We start from the raw sequence: 21785 nt of genomic DNA on the forward strand, positions 1-21785 counted from the left end.
ATTGAGTCTTAATTCATTGAGTCGCTTTGTAAATCCCCCCATCTTTAAACCTCACCTCTGGACAGGAACGCCCTGACCAGATCGTGTTTACTGTGGTTAAGCATATAGTCGGGAGACCCGGTATCCAGCTGGGTTTTGCTGTTGGCATCGAGGTAAACCCCATTGCTGCCAATGGCAAAAATACTGGCCAGCTCATGGGTGACAATCACGACGGTAGCACCGGTGGAATCTCTTAATTGCAGAATCAGGTCATCCAGTCGTCTGGCACTGAGGGGATCCAGTCCAGCCGAGGGTTCATCAAAAAACAGGATATCCGGATCCAGGGCAATGGCCCTGGCCAGCCCTGCACGTTTACACATACCACCACTGATCCGGGACGGGTAAAAGTCTTCAAAACCGGCCAAACCCACCAGCGCCAGTTTATAACGCACCATATCCTGAATATCTTTACTAGACAGTGTCGTATACTGTGACAGTGGCAGGGCAACATTCTCGGCCAGTGTCTTATCACTGAACAACGCGCCCCCCTGATAGGTAACGCCCCAGCGTTTACGCATCGCCAACTGTCGCTCCGGGGATGCGGCAAAGTAACTCTGCCCGCCAAACAGGATATCGCCCTCTGCCGGCTGGTAGAGTCCAATCATATGTTTCAGGAGCGTGCTTTTACCGCAGCCACTGCCCCCCATAATGACAAACACATCACCTTTGCTGATTTGAAAATGCAGGTTGGACTGAATCAGGTTGCTACCATACTTCATGGTCAAGCCACGGGCTTCAATCACCACCTCCTGACCTTCCTGTTGCAGTTGCCCCATGCTCAAATTCCCAGGTGATAAAAAAGGATATTCAGCCCGGCATCGGCCACCACCAGATAAATAATGGCGGTCACTACCGCATTGGTGGTCGCCTGACCTACCGCAGCGGAGGAACGACCACAAGCCAGACCGGCACGACACCCGGCCATGGCAATCATCAGGGCAAACAGAAAGCTCTTGGCAACGCCAGTCATGATATCACCAAAAGAGATCGCATCCTGCAGCTGGTACAGGTACATCAACCAGGTAATATCCATACTGGTAGCCACCAGCCCACCCCCGAACATGCCCAGAATATTACTGTACAGACAGAGCAGAGGAATGGTCAGAATCAGGGCCAGGGTTCTGGGTAACACCAGATAATCCATGGGTTTTATGCCCAGAGTTGTCAATGCATCAATCTCTTCATTAACCTGCATGGTGCCCAGCTGGGCGGCATAGGCGGCACCGGTTCGACCGGACATAATCACCGCCGTCATCAATGCTCCCATCTCACGCACCATGCCAACCCCCACCAGATTGGCGACATACACCTCGGCACCAAACTGTCGGAGCTGGACCATACCCAGATAAGCCAGAATCATCCCGATCAGAACACTTTGCAGCGTGATAATCGGCAAGGCAGAAGGACCGGATTGATGGCAAAAGCTAATAATATCTGACCAGCGGGCGGATCCTTTTCGGGCAAACCAGCGGCACAGGGTCAGTGCCAGTTCGCCAACAAAAGCCAGCAGCTCCATCGCCTCATCACCCAGGCGGGCAACCCGGTTGACCAGCCGATGCAACAGGGATGGGTTTCTGTCCGGTAGCGCCTTATTGGGCGGTACGGTATTGGCAAGCCTGAACAGATCCCTTACATCCTCAGGCAGACCACTGAGATCAAGCTGGCAATGGGAAGGCTCCAGCATGCGCTGGCAGGCCAATAGCCAGGCCAGCAGTCTGGAGTCCCACGAGAAGTCATCACCGGTAATAAAGGCAACGGTTTTTAATTGATCATAATCCGGTAAAGCAGAAAGCTGATCCAGGGCTGGCAAAACACCATTAACCGTCCAGCTGCCCTGAAGAGTGATCACAACCTTTGGGTCAGACACTTTATCAAAGGTCAGTGTCGCCTGGTTCATGCTGGTTAATGCCTTGAAAAAAGGGTCAATCATAACAGGAAAACACGACCAACAGGCAAGCGTGAGAAATACCTACCAGGCACTTGTTCTTTCACTATCTCTTATCAAAACGGCTACAGCGGGAACTATTTACCAGATATGCTTTCTAACAGAGGGATTGTCCCGAGATAATTAAGAAGATTTCTGAGTTTCAAAGTTACGTTCGTCCTGATTGCCGTGCTTGTCGAAACTATTTCAGGACAGTGCCCGAGGAGGCTATTCTCGGTCAGCCTCCCAGCTCCTACATTCTTGAAGTAACCTCAACCAGGTAACGTTCGCCATTATGAACCAGACATTGAGGGTGATTCACCCATGTGGGTCACAATATCTACAACCCCTGATCCCTACCACACGCCTGTTATGGTTAGGACGGGAGACGGGGAGTATCGATCCACTCGAAACAAAACTATGTCCCGTTACAACTCTACCATTGCCTCCCCCCGCCTCTTCAGTGTGGACCCCTACCTCTTCAGAGGTAGAAAAAATGGGCACAGCAGCCTTTCATAACCCGTTTGCTGTTCCAGACTACAGTCCCAGACCTGAAGAAAACCCTATATGCGAAGCGTTACTGCAAATAGTGGAAGGCAGAAGGTATATTGATCCAACAGATACCGATAAACCACCTGCTCCCAGTACTTTAAGGGGAAAGCCCATCATTGAAAACCCCACGCTCTTTGATGGAAATGGAACTGGCAGGCAAAACGGTTCACTGACGCAAACCGCTTCCTTGTGCAAAAAGGGAAAATCGAGATCAGGTATCACCGTTGCTGGTGAGACGGCTGTTGGTCAGGCAAATTCAGCCAAAGCACTCCCCGAGATACCTTCTGTTAACCACTATGCCATTATAAGCACGCTCAGAGCATGGAACGGAAAAGTGATAACCGCTGACTTTGGATATATCAATAAAGAACTTAGCGCAGGTTTTGCCAGCTTTTCCCCCGGGGGGAGTAGACTGCGCATTCAGGTACACTTCAGAAAGGATTTATCAAACAGCGGATTACCGCTGCACACACTGCAAAAAAAGTACGCAATATCAGGTAATTTGTTATTTGATGACGACGCGATGGTAAAGAAAGTTATCTCAATGCCTGCCCGATGCTTTTTGGCAGAAGCGCAGCAGCATACCCCACCCAACCCCATTCATCTTGCTAAAAACAGCATAAAAATTTTTAAAAAAGATTCAACGATACAACATTTACTACATATCCCCATCTTAACGAAAGGTCAGCAGAAAGTTTACAATACAATTACGTCGCTTTTTAACAAACTGCTCGATACCGATATTGTCAGCCTGAAAGGTACACCCAGAGCGAAATCCACACTTCAGGGGCAGGCATGCTGTCACCTCAAATCCGGCCAATTACTGTTTATCAGCTTTAAAATCCCTGCTACTGCAATAGACCAGAGAGTAGATCCATCAGCTTACCTGAAACAGGGTAAAATTCGTGGCAGATTGAGATACGACCCAAAATGGTTATTCTCGAAAATATCAAATAATTCAACAATACTTCACTCATCACATCCCGGCATCCTGCCAGATGAAAACAAGATTTTTTTTCCTGCCAACAGCATTACATTGTATTTTGAAGATCCCTCTCACTCGTCAACGTCTTAATCCGGATATTTTATAAACGTGGCCAGCCCGAACCACACATCTGATCACTGGTAAAGCATTGCTACCAAGAGCTACGGGCACAAAGAGTGTTCCTGCAAAAACAGGAACACTCAGTTAAACATCCCGGCAATACTCAGCGTAATTTCTTTAATCTCCTGCACACTGGCAGGTACCACAAGAATAGTGTCATCCCCCGCCACACACCCCATAATCCCACCTTTTACGCCAATAGAGTCCAGGAGCCTGGCGATCATCTGGGCAGCACCCGGGCTGGTTTTGATCACAATCATGGACTCATTATGGCTAACGTCTTCTACCAGATCTTTTACCGCAATACTGGAATCCATCTTGCCCAGCTCAGGAGGCAGGCAGTAAACCAGCTCATTCAATGCATTGCGCGCCCGGACCGCACCAAAACGGCTGAGCATGCGCGATACCTTGGACTGACTGATATTGTCAAACCCCTGCTCCTGCAGAAGAGTCACCATCTGGCCCTGGGAGCCACAGCGCTCTTCTTTAAGCAACTGACGGAAAGAGCGAACCAGGGCATCCTGTTTTTGGCTAGTCATAGTCGTCAAATAACCTTCCAGAAAAAATACTGCTTTCAGGGTTATCAGTTATCGGAACATCCTGAGTAATTCAGCATTTTTAATCAATCACATTCAGGAGGTCATAGACCTCCTTACATTCCTCGTTCCCATGCTTCTGCGTGGGAATGCATATCCAAAAACCAGCACAACCTTCAATTTTCCACTTGCTGAATGTGTTCGAAGGGTGAGAGTTATAAATTGGCGACAATTATAGACACTTACCGTGCCAATATGCATTTTCATTCATTTTTTTGCTTATTTTATCTAATTGCTGGCGGATAAAGCCAACAATAGACTGCCTACTAAGCCAGAAAATATGATTCCATTTGGCCAACTACTTAGCTGTCTGATTTTTTTGCAGATCCCGGCCTGCTGGCTACACTTGTCGGTGGTCATCCAGGCCGTGCTTACTAGTGCAGAAAAGCGTTAATACCCGTACATCCCGTTCATCCTGAGCTTGTCGAAGGATGGTGCCACCGTACTTCGACAAGCTTCAGCACGAACGGTATGGGTAACAACGCTTAGCTGCACTAGCTGTTCGAGAACAGCCCGGCTGATAACGTTCATTTATAAAACAGTCAGGCACACCGGATACATAATTTAGCAATGATCAAATTATTGAGCTGTCTGGTACCATTTATCGTTATCAGCCATGAGCTGTCCGCCGACGGAAATCAAACTGACATTGAAAGTCACATTGAAAGCCATATCGAAAGCCATATCGAAAGCATCGACACCTTTTACGGAACAATACCGTTTAAGGCAATGGCAAATGATCAATCCCGGCTACTCGCTTCCCTTCTGGCCCACCCGGCAGTCAACAGGCTGAAACATATCAACCAGTACGGCCCCATACAAATGGTGGACTCACAGGGCAGTAACAATGAACCCTACTCCCGTTACGACCATTCTCTTGGTGTCTTCTATTTACTCAACCGTTTCGGTGCCCCCTTCCCGGAACAGATCAGTGGCCTGCTCCATGACCTGCCCCACAGCACCTTCAGCCATGTGTCTGACTACCTGTTTTCTGACAGTTCAGCAGGCAACCCGGACTATCACGATTCACAGTTCACCAACTTTGTGGACAGGCACAGCATTACCCCAATCCTGAACAGACATCATCTGTCGCCTGAAACCATCCACCCAAAAAAAAATCCCTCGTTTACCCGGCTGGAACGGCCACTGCCAGACCTTGCTGCTGATCGGCTTGATTATATAGTGCAGGGCGCTGCCAGACGGAAAAAACTCACCAGTCAACAGGTGGATGCTATCCTGGCAGACCTGTTCTTTGACCCGTTATCGCAACACTGGTATTCCAAAAGCCTGGAATCCGCGCGGCTGACCGCCGATGCCAGTATTGAACTGAACCGGCATATTTTTGTTACCGCCTGGGGACGGGTTCTCTATCTCTGGACAGCCGATGCCCTGAAACAGCTGGTCAGGGCAGGAGAACTCCATGCCGATGATCTGTTTTTTACCATGGGTGACGATCAGGTCTGGCAGAAAATACACCAAAGCACCTTGCCCGGTGTACGCACGTTGGCCGGACAAATGTTGACCGCCTGGCATAAGGTGCATGAGGTCACCCATCCCGGGGCAAATACCATAACGTTTAAAAATGTCCGTTGTCGTATTGTTGACCCAAGAGTGGCAACCAATCACTCCGGAAATAACGTAACCAGCTGGCTGCGTGTTTCCGATATCGACCCGGCATTCAGGGACCGTTACCTTACCGAACTCAAGCGATGCCAGCTTTTTTATGCTGAGGTTGAGCCGTAATTAATAAAATGCAGCATTATGCTTGTTCCATATGCCTCTGATCAGTAATTTCCGAGAACCGCCTGCCCAGGGAACGAGCAGATGCAATCCAGATCGCGAAGAAACAGAGAACAATCACCGCAACATAGGGCGCAATGGCAGACAGTGACCCCAGCATCACCATCAATATCTGCTGTATCAATGAACCCGTGGATTTTCCGGTGGGATTACCAATAATATCCACTGCCGCCTTGCCCTTTACCTTCTGTTCCGGCGTCAGGGGGATATAACTCATCTCCTTGGTGGGGTCGAACAGGGCGTATTTGGTCGATTTACTCAGAATATTCTGAATTGCCCCCAAAATAACCGTCAGCATTAACGGGGCAATCCCCAGGGAGAGTATCAGGCTTTCAGGCAACCAGTCGCGGAACAGGACAAAACAGAAAAACAGGGACCCGGTGACCAATAATATGACCGGCGTACACAGCGCCGCGAATGTCCAGCCGAAATACCGGATCACATTATTGGTGAGAAACAGCATCATAAAAATCGTCACCAACCCGGTGCAGGTTGAAAACAGTCCCATAAACTGGTTGTAATTATTCGGGTCCGGAAACTGCATACGAAGCTGATTTTTCCAGGTAACCTCCACCATATTGATGCACACCCCGTAGCTGATCACCAGCAGGGCAATGCACAGGAGGTACCTGGAATGAATAATCATTTTCAGGCTGTCACGCAGGGACAGGCTCAGTTTTTCATTGGCTGGCTCATGGGCCCCCAGCTGATGGTATAAGCTGGGATCACTCAGGACATAACGGTTCATCCACCAGTAAATCAAAATAATCAACGCCCCGCCCAGCGTCAGAACCCCAGTCATCAGATTAAGGGAATACCCCCAGCAATCCACACCTTCGGGCAGATTCTCCCTGACTCCGGAGGCAATATAGACAAAATAACCTGCCGTGGGCAGCGCCAGATTGCCCATCATGCCAAACAGGGCATAAAACCGTTTTGACTCGGCAATGGTATTGATATGGTTGGCAAATCCCCAGAACAGCATGGACAGGCAGACACTGCCCCACAACTCCGACATGACATAAAACAGGGAGAAGGTCCAATTACGCATCACCGCAATCAACCCCTTGAACCCCGGTGGCAAAACACTTTGCAGATAGTCCGATGTATCATGAAAGTGCAGGGTTTCGCGGTTGGGATAGAGCCAGAGCGCAAAGAAAACAAAGAACAGAATAAATGTGGTAATCACCAGGTAAAAAAGCGTATTCCTTCTGAACAGGTTACTCATGCGCGAGTAAATCAGGGTAAACCCGATGGCAAAAGGGACATTAACCCAGAGCTTCAGAAATGGGATAATCTCGGCACCGGAACCGGCACCGGTGACCACCAGGGTATCTTTGGTATCCCTGAGAATCGTATAGTTAAAAAGAATAAGGTAGAACATCAAAATCATGGGGATAAGCTTTTTCAGCTCATGACTGTGAACCGGCCAGAACCGTTCCCGCCATTTGCTGAACTCAGGATCAGAACTCATTCAGAAACCTCCGAAACAAATAACGTCGCCCCTGTAATACGGCCTAACATAAGCCGAAGAAACAAACACGGAAGTCCACTATCAGCCTGAAAACCTGTTCATGAGCCAGATGCAGCCCATTACCGGGGGGAGGTTGTCAAAGAGAATTGACTCCCTGACCTCTCTGTTCAACCCTGAAACAACAATAGAAAAATAATGGTTATTTCATTCAATTACCAGTTTCAAAAAAAGAACGAAATAAAAAACTTTATAAGTTGTTACATTCGGACAAACAAATCAACAAAACCCTAAATTCAGGCGAAAAAACTCCCATTGAATCATCGTTCGCTCTTATAAAAAAATCTCTTATAAAAAAAACCAAAACATAAATAACAAATATTTATCACCACCAGACGCATTACAGCCTATTTTGAGTGATTAGATATTTATCACTCCGGTTTCTTATCTCAATGAAAACAGGTTATTGCTACTACCGTATTCTTCTAATGTTTTTATGCCTGTCAATGGCAAGTTTGCTGCCATATTCCGGTACTAGCGTTTTTGCAGCGGTTCATCAGGCTGAAACTGACCGGCAGAAGCAAACGCAGCAAAGCAAAAACGGGGAGATCAGTCGTCTGGTGAACACGCTGAAAACGGCGGTTGCCTGGGGCCTGGTGCCATTAAGTTCAGAAATTGCCCTGAACATCAGCAAAAATTATTTAAAACAGAATAATTACACCTTTCTTCAAACCTTACTGAGAATTCACGGCAGTAATATCCGGCGCTCAACCAGCCAGCATTTGACCGACAATCTCAGCGCCCGGCTGGAGAGCTTCAGTTACAAAACGTTGTCGGACGAACATCTGAAAAAGCAGACCGATGATCTGCAAACCGATCTCCTGTTCCGTTCTCTGTTTACTTTTTCCATTCTCAGCATGAATGCCCAGAAAGCGAGAAAAACCTATTTCCGTCTGCAGGACATTCTGGACAACATTGCCTCCACCGCCAGACTCGCTTTGACTGATGGAGATTATGACCGGGCCAGTGCCATGATTGCCCTCGCCGTACAGACCATGGTTTACATTCATCCCGAAGCCAGGGCCAGTGACGGGGCTGACAGCATCAGGACCCATTTCAATTACCATATTGACTGGTCCGATATTCCGGAGTTTCGCAACGACATCCAGCGCCATCTGCAGACCATGGATCCACTGGTCAGACGCTCAACATTGATTAACCTGCGTTACTGCGATCTCCTGAACCAGTGGCAAATCAGTTATCAGGACTGCAGCGACTTTGAAAACGGTGCCATAGAGGAACTGGAGGGCATGGCCATCATGTCCGAAAAGGGGACCAGGCCCGGGGTCATCCAGTCCGCCCTCAAGGGAGTTCCTGAGCACTACATCAGAAACTCCATTTTCATTATGGGGGTCTCTGTGCCGGCGGTACTGCTCTATTTCCTGGACAAAAAGAAGACACCAGTGATCTACACCGTGGTTGACCATTTTGCCAGGGTAACCGGTATGGCAACCACCAAAGCAAATATTGAACGGTTCTCCTCCAATACCCGCCGCAGCCTGGAAAACTGGGGAGCCATTGACACCGGCAAAGGCAGTTCAACATCGCCCACCGGGGAATTCGCCAACCATTACTTCAACACCCTGCAAAAAAATGCCACCGCCATTCTGGCCGAACAGCCCAACTTTGCCCGCTCCAATGCCCAGCGCGCCCTGGAGGCCCTGGTGGTCAACCTGGCAGAAGCCTTTAACCTGCAGAGGGTCGATGACGACCAGGCCAGTGCCGGTTTGCTGGCCGCAGCGCTGGTTCAGCATTACCGCGAGAACGTTGAAGTCACCAATGATGACAGCCTGATCCGTTCAACCCTGCTGGCCTACCGGCCACTGTATAGCCAGGAACTGATCCCTGAAGTCGTGGGGGCCCTGGAAATACTGGAACCTGAATACAAAACAAGTTCAAAGGTGAGGCGGTGGTATCAGCAGCAACTGACCACCTGGTTCAGGCTTTCCTCCCCGGATGGCTCAGCACAGGATCTGCCGGAATTCCCCGATATACCATGGATCAGCCAGATTCCCCAAATGCCTTACGGGAAACCACGGCCACGAACCCCGGACAAATCCTGGTATCAGAGCTACCTTCCGGACAAGGAAACCATATCCACGATCACCATTCAGGGTACAGCCCTGGGCTATTCAATACTGGTGGCCATCCTTGAACCCCTGACTGTCCAACGGCTAGTGGCTGGCAATCCTCCCTACTGGAATCTGGCGTCTTACTACCTGTTGACCTCCATGTTCGAATTTGGCCTGCGTTCCCTGGGCGAACCAGCCATTGTGCACCTGCAAACGGTGATCAAAAACGGGATTGGCAGCACCACAGGTATTCTGTCGTCAGAGGACAAACAGATCCAGGACGAGCTGGCCAACAAAGTCAATGCCCTTAACCGCAAGCTCAGCATTGAAGCCCAGACCAGCCGCTCATACCGTGCCACACTGGAAGGCCTGCTAACCCGTTACTGGAGCCTGTCCAGTCATCTGCTGGCTCACCCGGAACATTATCCACAGTCCCGGGCGGCTGCCACACTGGCCCTGGCTGCTTATACCCAGCGTTATTTTCACGCCGAATTTACTGAAGACAACCTGGTGATGAAAACTCTGGCAGTAGCAAGACTGAACTCTGCCTTTGAGATACTCAGGGAGCAGGGTGAAATTGAACACTTTTCCCGGCAGGTTTTCGCTGCCCTGAAAGCCCTGGATCCTGCATTTGCCAAACAGGACATCAGAAATATCTACCTGAAAATGCTGCAAGGCTGGGGCCTTAAACATGACATACAGACGACAGCCAAATCACAAGATGTGCTGGACACCTGGGCATCTTACGGTGATTACCTGCTGGCAGCCGTGGGATTCTCAACCCAGGCCATGGTGAAAGCACTGGTCCATGACGAAAAAACGGTGGATGTGATCAGCCGGTCGATGGCGCATTTTTTTGTCAATATTTTTGAATATGGTACTACTGACTCATTAAGAAAGAAGATCTACGCCTGGTCCCGGCTGAAAATGCTCAATGTCGTCTCCTTCTACCCGGAGGAAGAGATGATTGGTGTCAATTTTGCCAACCAGGAAATGACCGATTCTTTTCGCCGCCAGAAATTCTATTTTGGCAAACCGGAACTGGATATGCGGACGCAACTGATCCAGATTATTACCTCTATCGCCAACAGTTATTATCAGGCAATCCTAGCGATCGATGCTGACCGCCAGAGTGATGATGTGATCGATCAGGAAACGCTGGATAATGTGGAAAACCTGGTGGCCCTCACCGTTCTCCGGCTGGTTCTGTTTGCACCGGATCTGGCAGCCGATGACCTGTATATCCTGCAATCGATCAGCATACTTTCCCTGCCCATCAGAGATGAACTGCTTGCCATGCGTGAGCCAATCATTGCCAAAATAAAAGCAGCCCTTGATTCACTGGAGGTTGATGACAAAAGCGTGATAGAAGACTGTACGAATAAAGCCATATTGATTATCGATAACTGGCTTCAGCCGCCTCAACAGAGTACCTTCTCGGAAATCGCACCTGAATAACACCTTGTTTTGCTACGGAGCCCCTGCGGTAAAGCTGTTTTTTTGTTTGAGCCCCGGTTTTTTCCTGACAAGCCACAACGAAAAAACGTAAGTTGTTTGTTACCACTTGCCATATTCGGCACTGTTACTTAAAAAATGGTTCACCCAATGTTCACCAGCAATCTGTCTACCGAATCAACCCTCAGCCCATGCATTACCAGGCATAGCCTGGATGGCCTGCCCATTCTGAAAATACAGAGCCCTGAATGTGAAGCGGCAATATGCCTCCACGGCGGCCATCTGCTTCAGTTCAAACCGACCGGGCATCATGACGTTATCTGGCTCAGTAAAAAAGCAATCTTCTCACAAGGCAAAGCGATACGTGGTGGCGTTCCTGTCTGCTGGCCCTGGTTTGGCCCGGTCAGTGCTCCTTCACACGGGTTTGCCCGAATCAGCACCTGGCAGTTGCTGGATCATGGGGAAAATGAACAGACCGTTACCATTCGCCTGAAACTCTGTGCCTCCGAAAAGACCCATGAGATCTGGCCCCATGATTTCAGTGCCGTTCTCACCTTTACCCTGGGAGTAACCCTGCGCATAGACCTGGAAATGATCAACACCGGTGAGCGTCCCTGGCAATGGAGTGGTGCTCTGCACAGCTACTTCAATATTGCCGCAACCACCGAAACCTGGATTACCGGTGTCGGCACTTCCTACCTCGATAGCCTGCAAAATGACCTGCCCTGCGAAACCTCAGAAGCCCTGATCATCAATCAACCCATTGACCGGATTTATACCGCCCCGGATGCCACCATCGCCATCCATGACCGTGGTAATCAACGCATTATCCATGTTGTTAATACCGGGCATAACTCCGCCGTTATCTGGAATCCATGGAAAGAACTAAGCAGAAATATGGGTGATATGAGCGACGATGGTTATGAGACAATGGTTTGCGTTGAGGCAACCAGCTATGCGAAAGATCTGGCATCTGGCGTCTTGTTGGTGCCCGGTGAAAAAAATATATTGAGTACTGAAATCAGTGTTACTTCTGATAAATAACCATCCGAAAACGAAACCTTATTGAGGTGAGCACACTCTATGCATAAAAACCCACGCCACTTTCTCCTGCAAGATATTTCATAAAAATTTGCTGTGACCACAAATTGAGCACTTTATGGTTTCCGGCATTAAGGTATCGTCGGAACCGGTAGGCGATCATCTGTAAGTGCAGAGATCCATTAATAATAATTCTCTTTTTTTTGCATTAGCTGCTGACTCTCCTTTTTTCCTCGCTTCTTTTTCACTAAAGCCTTTTTTTAAGGCTGATCTATAGGCGTTTGACTTGGCATTTGATATGGCCCTGGTCACCTTGCCTTTAACAGTTGCGGCGTATTTGGCATCGTTTTTGGCTCTGGCCGCCTTGCCTTTATCGGATGCGAAGTATTTGGCTCTGGCCACCTTGCCTTTATCGGATGCAAAGTATTTGGCATTGCATTTGCTCTTGGCCGCCAGGCCTTTCCCGCACTCACGGTAAGCCTTCTGGACAGCCCTTCCTTTCTCAGTCTCACGGTAAGTCTTCTTGGCAGACCTTCTTTTCCCTGGCGCAAAGGAAGCCTTCTTTTCATCGGTCTGCTGGTGAGCTACTGAGAGCGTGAGGGGCAGAGGTTCAACAGAACCGGACGATTCAGGCGCAGTAAACTCAGTGGTTTTCGTTGTAATTTGCTCATGTGTGTCTTTAATTAAAGGATCAATCATAGCAACGGGACGTGATGATGGCTGAGAAAAACTCAACAATGAATTGCTCAGGGAAAATTTCTGAGCTATTAGCTGAACGTTTGTCAAGGTTAAATCTGTGAATGCAAAGTCGTCATCAACAGGTTCGCGGGAAAAATCACAAGATAAAACCTGGTCAAGGTCTTCCAGAGAAAGTTGAGGTAACACTGACTCATTTTCAGGGGATGGTAATTGAGAAATTGAAAAATCATCAAGCGAACGAAGAGAAGATGGCATGTCCTGATTTATCATACCCTTCCTTAAATATTCATACTGTAATGAATGACCTGTCTGGATAGAACAGCCCGTCACACCTGGCTTTGAACTGGAAGAGCCAGAGGGTACTAAAGGTGATTCTGAAGGCTTCTGCAAACAGGAAGAAACAGAAAAAAAATTTGAACCAGCGTTACATCTGTCCATTGGATTATTGAATTATTGAATTACTGCTTGAGACCGCTCCTGGATGATAAAAGTTCCTCTTTGACCCCAAAAGTAGATTAAGGGTCCAAGCAAGCAGGATTGCTGGCTGCCCGGCGACTACGTTGTATGACTATTGCAAGATGAGGAAAATTAGGGCGAAAGAGGAAAAAAAGAGACAAAAACTGTTGAACATCTATAATTTCTTTTCCAAATTTTATCGAGTTACCAGTTGATGGATTCTATCACGAGTTGTTTTTCTACCTGCCGGGTAACCGCTCAAAACGCCCCCTTATCGGGATCGGGCGCTGTGCCTTCCTTTTCCAGTGCTGATGATGACGATAGATCAAATCCACATGGTGAGGCTCCGATACTGGCTGCCTGTCGCGGCAAAAATCTTCCCTGGGTACAAGAGTTGCTGGAGAACGATCCGGCTCTGGTGAACAGATCATTCCTGTCGAGTGTTGCTGATCCTGCCTGGCATGTGTATCCGCTCTACATCGCTGCCCTTCACGGGCATCTCGATGTCGCGAAATACCTGGTCAAGGCTATCATCGAGGCCGTGAAAACCCTGCCGGAGGCGGACAAGTCCACGGCCGCCGGGAAGTTCCTGTCGGCCGCTTGCAATGACGGAGCGACCGCCCTCATCATCGCTGCCCGGCACGGGCATCTCGACATCGTGAAATGCCTGATCGAGGCTCTCAACGAGGCCGTGGAAACCTTGCCGGATGCGGACAAGTCCACGGTGGTCAGGGCGTTCCTGTCGGCCGCTTGCAAGGACGGAGCGACCGCCCTCTTCATCGCTGCCCAGTACGGGCATCTCGACGCAGCGAAATACCTGATTGAGGCTTTCAACGAGGCCGTGGAAACCCTGTCGGAGGCGGACAAGTCCAAGGCCGTCAGGGCGTTCCTGTCGGCCGCTTGCAAAAACGGAGCGACCGCCCTCTACATCGCTGCCCAGAACGAGCATCCTGACCTCGCGAAATGCCTGATCGAGGCGCTCAACGAGGCCGTGAAAACCCTGCCGGAGGCGGACAAGTCCACGGCCGTCAGGTCGTTCCTGTCAGCCGCTTGTGAGGACGGAACGTCCGCGCTCTTCATCGCTGCCCAGAACGGGTATCTCGACGTCGCGAAATGCCTGATCGAGGCTCTCAGCGAGGCCGTGGAAACCCTGTCGGAGGCGGACAAGTCCACGGCCGTCAGGGCGTCCCTGTCGGCCGCTTGCGAGGACGGAGCGACCGCTCTCTACATCGCTGCCCAGAACGGGCATCTTGACGTCGCGAAATGCCTGGTCGAGGCGCTCAACGAGGCCGTGAAAACCCTGCCGGAGGCGGACAAGTCCGCAGCCGTCAGGTCGTTCCTGTCGGCCGCTTGCGAGGACGGAGCGACCGCGCTCTTCATCGCTGCCCAGAACGGGCACGGCGCGTTTCTGAATTTTTTGCTTGAACAAGGCGCTGACCCGGAACAGAAATGGGTTTTTTGCTTTCTCGGGAAATACCGGGTCTTTAAATGGTTCTTCACCAGGTCGCCTTTGAAGGCTGCAGGCAAGAGCGGCCATTTATTTACGAAACGCCGCTTGGAATGCATCCTTCAAGAAAGAAAGCTGGCCGTCAAACGGCCAGAAATAATGGCGATGGAAGAGACTGTCACCTTAATGCCGGGCACTGAGGAAACGGCGCTTTGATTCACTCCCCATGATGCCTGTCGCTCCCCAACTTAGTCGCTCGCCTCAGAAAATCCGGAACCGGTTCACCCGCCACTCATACCCATCAATCACGCCGCTCTCGTAATACCCGGCCCAGTCGTAGAAAAACGGTGCCCAGCTGCCACTGGGCATCAGGTTCATCAGGCCAATGCAGACAAACACCACGCAAGCACTGATCCCGTACTCCACGGGCTCCCCGGTCCGGAACCGTCCACCAAAAAGTGAAAACGCCGGTCAGAATAAGGCGACAGCGGCACACCAGACACCATCATGGCATCGGTCAGAATATGCGTCACCCCCCCCCAACAAAACGCTGTAAGAACCGTGCCTAAGCCATTGTCCGGCAGAAGGAAAATCCCGGCCAGCCACGCCAGCGACCACACGCTCAGATAGTGGGTCACCGTCCGGTGCTTTACCGGCCTGCCTACAAACTTCAGCACCCACTCCATCCAGTCCGGCGCCGTAGCCCCGATAATGGTCGGCGGCACCAGTCGTACGTCATAAACGGCAGTGACCGACCCGGCGATCAGTACATGGTTCACCCACTTCATGGTGCGCCGTACACCTTCGGGTCCGGACTGACATGGACTTGCACACTAAAATCTCCTGAGGCCTCATCGGGATCAATATCCCAATCAATCCTCTCAACTGGCCTGGTGTCATAAAAAACATCCAGGCCACAAATCATTAGTCCCAGGTCTTGCGCCACTCTGACTGTGCTCTTGCCATTCACAGTAGCTCCCAGGAAGGCTTGCACGAAGGCGTCGGAGTCAAACCTGTCTTTATGCTCAACCAGGCACTCGATGGTTTGTCTATTATTGATCCCACATCGTTCTATGATGGTCGGTAGTTCCAATAGCCAGCTCTCATAGCGGGCAGTCTGTTCAAACTGGTGAACAATCAAGTTGCTCATGTAAAAAACATGTTTGGCAGCCTTGCCTGTTTTATAATTGCGATAGAATTCCCAGTGCGTCCGGGTTAATTTATTCTCAAAATCGCATTCCCAACCGGCACCATCCTCAAGCACCCCGCTCCCCCTGGTCATGATCTTGCCAAGGTTGCTATATACCGTCCTGGTCTGTTTATTTATGATGGCGAATTTATCGGCATAATCGCTCTTCAAAACGGCTAGCCGGTTTCGGATCTGCCGGTCCCACCAGATCTTCTTCTGGTAATCCCTCAGGGTTTGTTCAGTGCCTAGCGTGTTCTTGATCATCCTGTACCTGTCCGTCAGGCTGACCTCCTGAGGCATCAAAGCACCAAGCTGATGTTCAAACACCTGGCGCATTTCTGGCCGCTGGCCCTCATCCTGCTCTGCCAGGCGCACAATCCGCCCGTCCGCCGTCATGCCAAGGGCGTTCAGTGGCTCATTGCCGGGGTTGTCCGCCAGGTAGCGCTCAATGGCCTGTGTCGTTGCTTCCGTCGCTGCTGCTGTGGGGTTCACTGGGAATAGCCTTTTCCGGGTGAGGGGCCAGTACCGGCAACGCCGCTACCTGTTTCAGCCAGGCATTGGACCGTGACCGTCCCGGCGATCAGATGGTTCACCCACTTCATGGTGCGCCGTACACCGCCGGGTTCGGGCTGACATGGAGCTGCACGCAAAACTTTTTATTCGCCTGCTCGATGTCAATCGGGTCCGCAATCCTGACCACTGGCTGTCCCTTATAAGTAACGGTGATCGATCCAATAATCAGTCCAAGGTCCCGTGCAACTCTATCCGTGCTCTTGCCGTTGTCCGTCGTTTCCAGGAAGGCCGTTCGAAAATCATCTGAAGAGTAATCGTCTTGATGTTGTTTCAGAGTCTCGATAGTTTTCTTATTAGTTATCGAATCCCGCTCAATGATCTCAGGCAGTTCCAGTAGCCACTCGGTCGTGTCAAAACTCAGCTTGAACTGCCGGGCTATCACATTGCTCATATAGAAATCTTTGGGGTTTACAGCCCCGGTCTTGGCGTTGTCTATGAATGTCCAGTGGCGTTGGGTGAACTTGTTGATAAAAATATATTCGGCGAGAGGCTCGCCCGGTTGGTTCTTGCCTTCAGTGTTCGCATTCCCGCTGGGGGTGATGTGAGTTGAAGTCAGCTTATCGAGTTTAACCAATTCAGTGGCATACTCCGTCTCCAACTCCAACAGCCGGTTTCGGATCTGCCGGTCCTGCCAGAGCCTCTCCAGATAACCTCCCAGGGTTTGTACATCAGTGCCTAGCGTTTTTTTGATCATCCGCTGCCTGATCTTCCTGCCTATCTCCCGGGGCATCAAAGCCCTAAGCTGGCGTTCAAACTCCTTGCTCAGTGCCGCCCGCTGGCCCTCCTCCTGCTCTGCCAGGCGTACAATCCGCCCGTCCGCCGTCAGGCCAAGGGTGTTCATTGGCTCATTGCCGGGGTTGTCCGCCAGGTAGCGCTTAATTGCTGTTATGGGGTTCACTGGGAATATCCTTTTCCGGGTGAGGTTCGGGGTCCAGTACCAGCAACGCCGCTACCTGTTTCAGCCAGGCATTGAGCAACGGCCGTTTATCGTCCGAACACTGCCCGGTAATGCCTAACCGGGCCGTGGTAATGTCGGCTTCCGCCTGGATCAGTGTTTTGTGCACGCCAAGCAGCTTTTCCATAAACGCGACCTGTTCATCCGTGCTAACAATGCCCTTTTTCACACGCACCTGTGAGCAGGCTTCTAAGGCCCTGTAGAGGGTGATTTCATTACGGGTAGCGATGGCCGTTAAAAACCGCCCTATGTGCTCTGAGGTGGCTGTACGGCGAAGATACTCCCGCTGTCGGTTCATCTCCGTAGCGGAAAACAGCGGCATGCTGGCCACAATGCCAATGTACTCTTTCCCGAGGGTGGTGTTGTCGGCGGTCACTACACCTTGTGTGCGCAACCCGGCCTCCAGGTTCAGCTCCACATTGAATTTGGTGGGTTCCGGGTAGCAGTTGACGGCCTGCTGGAAGATCCCGTCACTGTCCAGCCTGGGGGCAGGCTCCAGCGAGTTCATATAGCCCTGGTAATCCACCTTCTCCCCGGACAGGGTAGGCAGCTCGAACGGTTTCACCTCCGGCGGGGCCTGCTTCTCTCCGGTGAAGGCATCCAGCAAGCCTGCCTGTACTGGCCAGCACACGAAGCCGAAAAGAATCCCTGCCAATCGCCGGTGCATCCTGCGCCTCCTGTTCTGGTGAATTAACCGGTAAATTGGCTCAACGCCTCCAGGCTTCGTTGCTCCGGGTCCGGGTGTAAAAGCCCTCTGAGCGCCTCCCTGGCCGCAGCAATATTTTCAGGCTCCCAGCCTTCCATGGCATCAGGGATGGCGGCCAGGCGGCTCTCAAGGTGCTGGTGCCAATTCTCCGGTTGGGGGGAGTCCGTGTCGTGGTAGCGGGTACCGGTCATCAGTTCGTACAAAACGCAGCCCGCCGCCCAGCAGTCCCCTCGTTGCAGGGTATGGAAGTCAGGCGCCTCCGGCTTCTCCGGCAGCTCACCGAGCGCGGCACGGTCCAGTAACCCATTCAGCGCTTCGATTTCTGGCGCACGGTAGCCTGGCGTTGATCCCAGAGCGCTCAGCGGCGGTCTGTGGCCAGGGTCGCCAAAATCAGCAGCACTCCCGAGATCGATCAATTTTACGGTCATGTCCGGCATCACAATCACATTCTGGGGCTTCAGGTCGTTATGGGCGATCTGCTGGCCATGCAGGTAGCTCAGTCCATTCGCCATTTGCCCAACCAGGCTGGCCGTATCTTTGGCCGTTAGATGCCGGCTGGTCAGGACACCCAGGTTGGCAACGCCTGATTCGGTGTATAGCGTGATACGGGTAACGGGGCCGCCCTTCAGTGTTTCGTGGTTCACCTCAGCATCCCTTAGCCTGACGATATTCGGGTGCTCAAGCCTCTGCAAAAGTCGGTATTCCGGGTCTGCTTCTGCGCTGTCAGCGAATACGACGTAGGATTTTTTGGCCAGGAGCTCTGATGAATTAACAATGTCAGGGGGTGTTTTATGGGTTACTTCCCGGATGCCAGGCACCTTGTCTGGCCCGGTTTGAGTCATTTTGTTAACCCGCGCCCGGATCGCTTCGACATTGTCCAGCGGGGTATTGTCGTGTTGCACTTGTGGTTTGGTTTCTGGCTCAACGCCAGGCGCCTTATGAACAAGCTTGACCTGGCCGCTGGTAGTGCCAACCCCTGCGGGTCTAAATGTTTGATAACTCAATGCCTGTGGGACTGTGTCAACGGCTCTCTCCTGAAGAGTGGTCTTGCCGGTTAACCAGTTCCAGATTCTCCTGAAAAAACCTTCCGGCTTCGCCCGGGTTATCTTTCTCAAACCGTCACTGCCCTGAGGCGTTTCTCCGGTCGCTGTCTCTTGCCGGTTGGGCTCTGTAACAGGGGATGATGTGGTTCCTTTGATATCCATAAGTGCTCCAGTGTTATCAATCCGTGATTTATTCTGCCCTCGATGCCCGCCGCCCACTGCCCAGCATCTTCGTCCCGCCCAGCACCAGCCCGGCCTCCCACCAACCGATCCCGACGCTCATGGCGATCATCACCCACATTACAAACGTGGTGGCATCGTAACTGGCCTCACTCTGCAAATGGGTTCGCTGAGGTTCCCGGCGCTCCACGATGGCTCTCAGGTTTGGCGGCAAACGGTTCTCCTGGCTGGCGCTCATCAGCCACACCCTGGCCGACATCACGCAGGCCCGGGCCGCCTGCAGCTTCCGCCCGGTGAGCCGGTGGGCATCGTCCACAAACAACAGCGCCCCGGTCTCATGGATATACTCCGCCAGCTGGTCCGCCCGCTGCTGCTGGTTCAGCTGGCTCCAGGCCTGCTTTGGCTGAATGTCGTCCGCCCGCCGGGCATGGCCGCCCTGCTTTTCCAAAACCGCCTCCCGCTGCTGCTCATACCAGCGCTCCACATGGGGCGCGCGGTCCAGCTGGAAAGCGGCTCCGCCTTATGTTTCGCGCCCCAGATATCCTGCCAACGCTCATGGAATCGGCTCAGCCATCGGGTCTTGCCGGAGTCCGCAGCCCCAACGATCAGCTGGCACTGCAGCCGCTTCAAGGATTTTTCCGTGCGGATCTTGAGGTAACGCGCCGTTACACCCCTGTTGGTTCGCTGTCAGTGGCGCTTTTTCCGGCTGTTTTCCATCTACGGTGTAACCCCGTTTATTCCGAAAGAAATCCCCAGAAAAAGCCGAAGGCTTATGGGTAAAAAAATCACCCACAGATTGAGAATAGCTCCTGTTCGAAAAGCCGAAAAAAAAATCGTTAAATCCGTTGAATTTCAGGCGGGTTTCAGACAGGGGCAATGAGTGTCAGCCGGTGGGGTTGGGCAGCAGGTGTCAATTAATGTTCAGCAACCAACAAGCCGTTATTTTGCGGGATGTCCGTCATTTGCAAGTGTTACTTCTGATAAATAACCATCCGAAAACGAAACCTTATTGAGGTGAGCACACTCTATGCATAAAAACCCAAGCTGCTTTCTCCTGCAAGATATTTCATAAGCATTTACTATGACCACAAACAACATCAGCAACCTCTTTCAGGACATTTCCCGGATTGAGCGTTAAGTGGTTTCCGGCATTAAGGTATCGTGGGAACCGGGAGGCGACCGGGTGTAAGGGCAACGACCCATCAATAATAATTCTGCTTTTTTTGCATTAGCTGCTGACTCTCCTTTTTTCCTCGCTTCTTTTTCACTAAAGCCTTTTCTTATGGCTGATCTATAGGCGTTTGACTTGGCATTTCCTATGGCCTTGTTCACCTTGCCTTTATCGGATGCGGCGTATTGGGCTTTGGCCGCCCGGGCTTTCCCGGACTCACGGTAAGCCTTTAGGTAAGTCTTGCCTTTCTCGGACTCACGCCAAGCCTTCTGGACAGCCCTTCTTTTCTCTAACGCAAGGGAAGCCTTCTATTTATCGGTCTGCTGGTGAGCTACTGAGAGCGTGAGGGGCAGAGGTTCAACAGAACCACCGGACGATTCAGGCACGTTAAACTCAGTAGTTTCCGTTGTAACTTGCTCATGTGTGTCTTTAATTAAAGAACCAACCATAGCAACTGGACGTGATGATGGCTGAGAAAAAATCAATGAATTTATCGGGGGTAATTTCTGGGCTATTGGCTGAACGTTTGTCAAGGTTAAATCTGTGAATACAAAGTCATCATCAACAGGTTCACGGGAAAAACCACAAGATAAAATTTGGTCAAGGTCTTCCAGAGACAGTTGAGGTAACACTGACTCACTTTCAGGGGATGGTAATTGAGAAATTGAAAAATCATCAAGCGAACGCAGAGAAGATGGCATTCCTTGATTCATCATATCCTGCCTTAAATATCCATAATGTAATGAATGACGTGTCTGGGTAGAATAGCCAGTCACACCTTGCTTTGAACTGGGAGTGCCAGAGGGTACTAAAGGTGATTCTGGAGGATTCTGTAAACAGGAAGAAATAGTAAAAAAATTTGAGCCAGTGTTACATCTGTCCATTGGATTATTGCATTATTGAATTACTGCTTTAGATCGCTCCTTGATTATAAAAGTTCCTCTCTGACACAATAGTGATGTAAAACTCTTCGAAAGCCAACAGCTCACTGATGAGTAGACGTTGGCGGTCGGGTGTTTCCCGGCTGATGGTCAAGAAACTGTTTGAAACCGGGTTCGTCATGAGCACTGTGTCTTAGTGGTTACATCTCTAACTACCGGGGGGGAGTCACTTAATGTCTACCCCACGGCAAAAACATGATCACATATTGATCAATCCAAGAACATTCATCATATAATGTTCATCCCAACCACATTTGTGTCGCTTGTTCTTGATACCTGCCTTTACTGATGTATCCAGCTTCAGAAGATT

At 50.8% G+C, this 21785-nt stretch carries 19 protein-coding genes; 5 read left to right on the plus strand and 14 right to left on the minus strand.

Annotated features, from left to right (window positions below):
* Positions 1–44: 44 nt before the first annotated feature.
* Together J7438_RS20550 and J7438_RS20555 are read right to left on the minus strand one after the other, a co-directional pair.
* The gene (locus tag J7438_RS20550) at positions 45–815 is read right to left on the minus strand and encodes an ABC transporter ATP-binding protein (protein ID WP_209203651.1); all 771 of its coding nucleotides are present in this window, start codon (positions 813–815) and stop codon (positions 45–47) included.
* Positions 816–817: 2 nt separating this feature from the next.
* Positions 818–1936 carry an ABC transporter permease gene (locus tag J7438_RS20555; RefSeq protein ID WP_209278021.1) on the minus strand — a complete coding sequence of 373 codons (1119 nt, stop codon included), beginning with the start codon at positions 1934–1936 and terminating at the stop codon, positions 818–820.
* A gap of 523 nt (positions 1937–2459) precedes the next feature.
* On the opposite strand from J7438_RS20555, the gene J7438_RS20560 reads away from it, so the two are divergent.
* Positions 2460–3590 carry a hypothetical protein gene (locus J7438_RS20560; RefSeq protein ID WP_209278022.1) on the plus strand — a complete coding sequence of 377 codons (1131 nt, stop codon included), beginning with the start codon at positions 2460–2462 and terminating at the stop codon, positions 3588–3590.
* Between the two features lie 110 nt (positions 3591–3700).
* Here J7438_RS20560 and argR read toward each other — a convergent pair whose 3' ends face one another.
* A complete protein-coding gene (gene argR, locus J7438_RS20565) occupies positions 3701–4159 on the minus strand; it encodes a transcriptional regulator ArgR (RefSeq protein WP_101745646.1) in 459 nt (152 codons plus the stop codon).
* Between the two features lie 639 nt (positions 4160–4798).
* Between argR and J7438_RS20570 the strand changes: the two genes are divergently transcribed.
* The gene (locus J7438_RS20570) at positions 4799–5959 is read left to right on the plus strand and encodes an HD domain-containing protein (RefSeq protein WP_209278023.1); all 1161 of its coding nucleotides are present in this window, start codon (positions 4799–4801) and stop codon (positions 5957–5959) included.
* A 16-nt stretch (positions 5960–5975) separates the two neighbouring features.
* Here the strand turns inward: J7438_RS20570 and J7438_RS20575 are convergent, their stop codons facing one another.
* Positions 5976–7490, minus strand: a complete 1515-nt coding sequence (locus J7438_RS20575; RefSeq protein ID WP_209278024.1) for an NTP/NDP exchange transporter — start codon at positions 7488–7490, stop codon at positions 5976–5978.
* 503 nt (positions 7491–7993) lie between these two features.
* On the opposite strand from J7438_RS20575, the gene J7438_RS20580 reads away from it, so the two are divergent.
* The gene (locus J7438_RS20580; protein ID WP_209278025.1) at positions 7994–11077 is read left to right on the plus strand and encodes a hypothetical protein; all 3084 of its coding nucleotides are present in this window, start codon (positions 7994–7996) and stop codon (positions 11075–11077) included.
* A gap of 147 nt (positions 11078–11224) precedes the next feature.
* Positions 11225–12118 carry a D-hexose-6-phosphate mutarotase gene (locus tag J7438_RS20585; RefSeq protein WP_209278026.1) on the plus strand — a complete coding sequence of 298 codons (894 nt, stop codon included), beginning with the start codon at positions 11225–11227 and terminating at the stop codon, positions 12116–12118.
* Positions 12119–12274: 156 nt separating this feature from the next.
* On the opposite strand, the gene J7438_RS20590 is transcribed toward J7438_RS20585, so the two are convergent.
* Positions 12275–13084 carry a hypothetical protein gene (locus J7438_RS20590; protein WP_209278027.1) on the minus strand — a complete coding sequence of 270 codons (810 nt, stop codon included), beginning with the start codon at positions 13082–13084 and terminating at the stop codon, positions 12275–12277.
* A gap of 400 nt (positions 13085–13484) precedes the next feature.
* Between J7438_RS20590 and J7438_RS20595 the strand changes: the two genes are divergently transcribed.
* Positions 13485–14933 (plus strand): ankyrin repeat domain-containing protein, encoded by a 1449-nt coding sequence (locus J7438_RS20595; protein WP_286196790.1) that lies wholly within the window; start codon positions 13485–13487, stop codon positions 14931–14933.
* Between the two features lie 161 nt (positions 14934–15094).
* Here J7438_RS20595 and J7438_RS20600 read toward each other — a convergent pair whose 3' ends face one another.
* From J7438_RS20600 to J7438_RS20640, 9 genes are all read right to left on the minus strand, one after another.
* The gene (locus tag J7438_RS20600; RefSeq protein ID WP_286196791.1) at positions 15095–15505 is read right to left on the minus strand and encodes a metal-dependent hydrolase; all 411 of its coding nucleotides are present in this window, start codon (positions 15503–15505) and stop codon (positions 15095–15097) included.
* On the minus strand, positions 15502–16398 hold the full coding sequence (locus tag J7438_RS20605; protein WP_209278029.1) for a hypothetical protein: 897 nt from the start codon (positions 16396–16398) through the stop codon (positions 15502–15504). Before J7438_RS20605 ends, J7438_RS20600 begins: the two co-directional genes overlap by 4 nt.
* A gap of 106 nt (positions 16399–16504) precedes the next feature.
* Entirely contained in the window at positions 16505–17377 is an 873-nt protein-coding gene (locus J7438_RS20610) for a hypothetical protein (protein WP_209278030.1), read from the minus strand.
* A complete protein-coding gene (locus tag J7438_RS20615) occupies positions 17355–18101 on the minus strand; it encodes a hypothetical protein (protein ID WP_209278031.1) in 747 nt (248 codons plus the stop codon). The genes J7438_RS20610 and J7438_RS20615 overlap by 23 nt, the downstream gene beginning before the upstream one ends.
* Before the next feature lie 23 nt (positions 18102–18124).
* Positions 18125–19345, minus strand: coding sequence for a protein kinase domain-containing protein (locus J7438_RS20620; RefSeq protein ID WP_209278032.1), 1221 nt, complete (start codon positions 19343–19345; stop codon positions 18125–18127).
* A gap of 28 nt (positions 19346–19373) precedes the next feature.
* Entirely contained in the window at positions 19374–19847 is a 474-nt protein-coding gene (locus tag J7438_RS20625) for a hypothetical protein (protein ID WP_209278033.1), read from the minus strand.
* Between the two features lie 69 nt (positions 19848–19916).
* Positions 19917–20240 carry a hypothetical protein gene (locus J7438_RS20630; RefSeq protein ID WP_209278034.1) on the minus strand — a complete coding sequence of 108 codons (324 nt, stop codon included), beginning with the start codon at positions 20238–20240 and terminating at the stop codon, positions 19917–19919.
* Between the two features lie 257 nt (positions 20241–20497).
* Positions 20498–20695 (minus strand): hypothetical protein, encoded by a 198-nt coding sequence (locus J7438_RS20635; protein WP_209278035.1) that lies wholly within the window; start codon positions 20693–20695, stop codon positions 20498–20500.
* Positions 20696–20842: 147 nt separating this feature from the next.
* A complete protein-coding gene (locus tag J7438_RS20640) occupies positions 20843–21418 on the minus strand; it encodes a hypothetical protein (RefSeq protein ID WP_209278036.1) in 576 nt (191 codons plus the stop codon).
* Positions 21419–21785: the final 367 nt, after the last annotated feature.

The sequence above is a fragment of the Thalassotalea sp. G20_0 genome, from assembly GCF_017744175.1.
Classification (GTDB): Bacteria; Pseudomonadota; Gammaproteobacteria; order Pseudomonadales; family Endozoicomonadaceae; genus Endozoicomonas.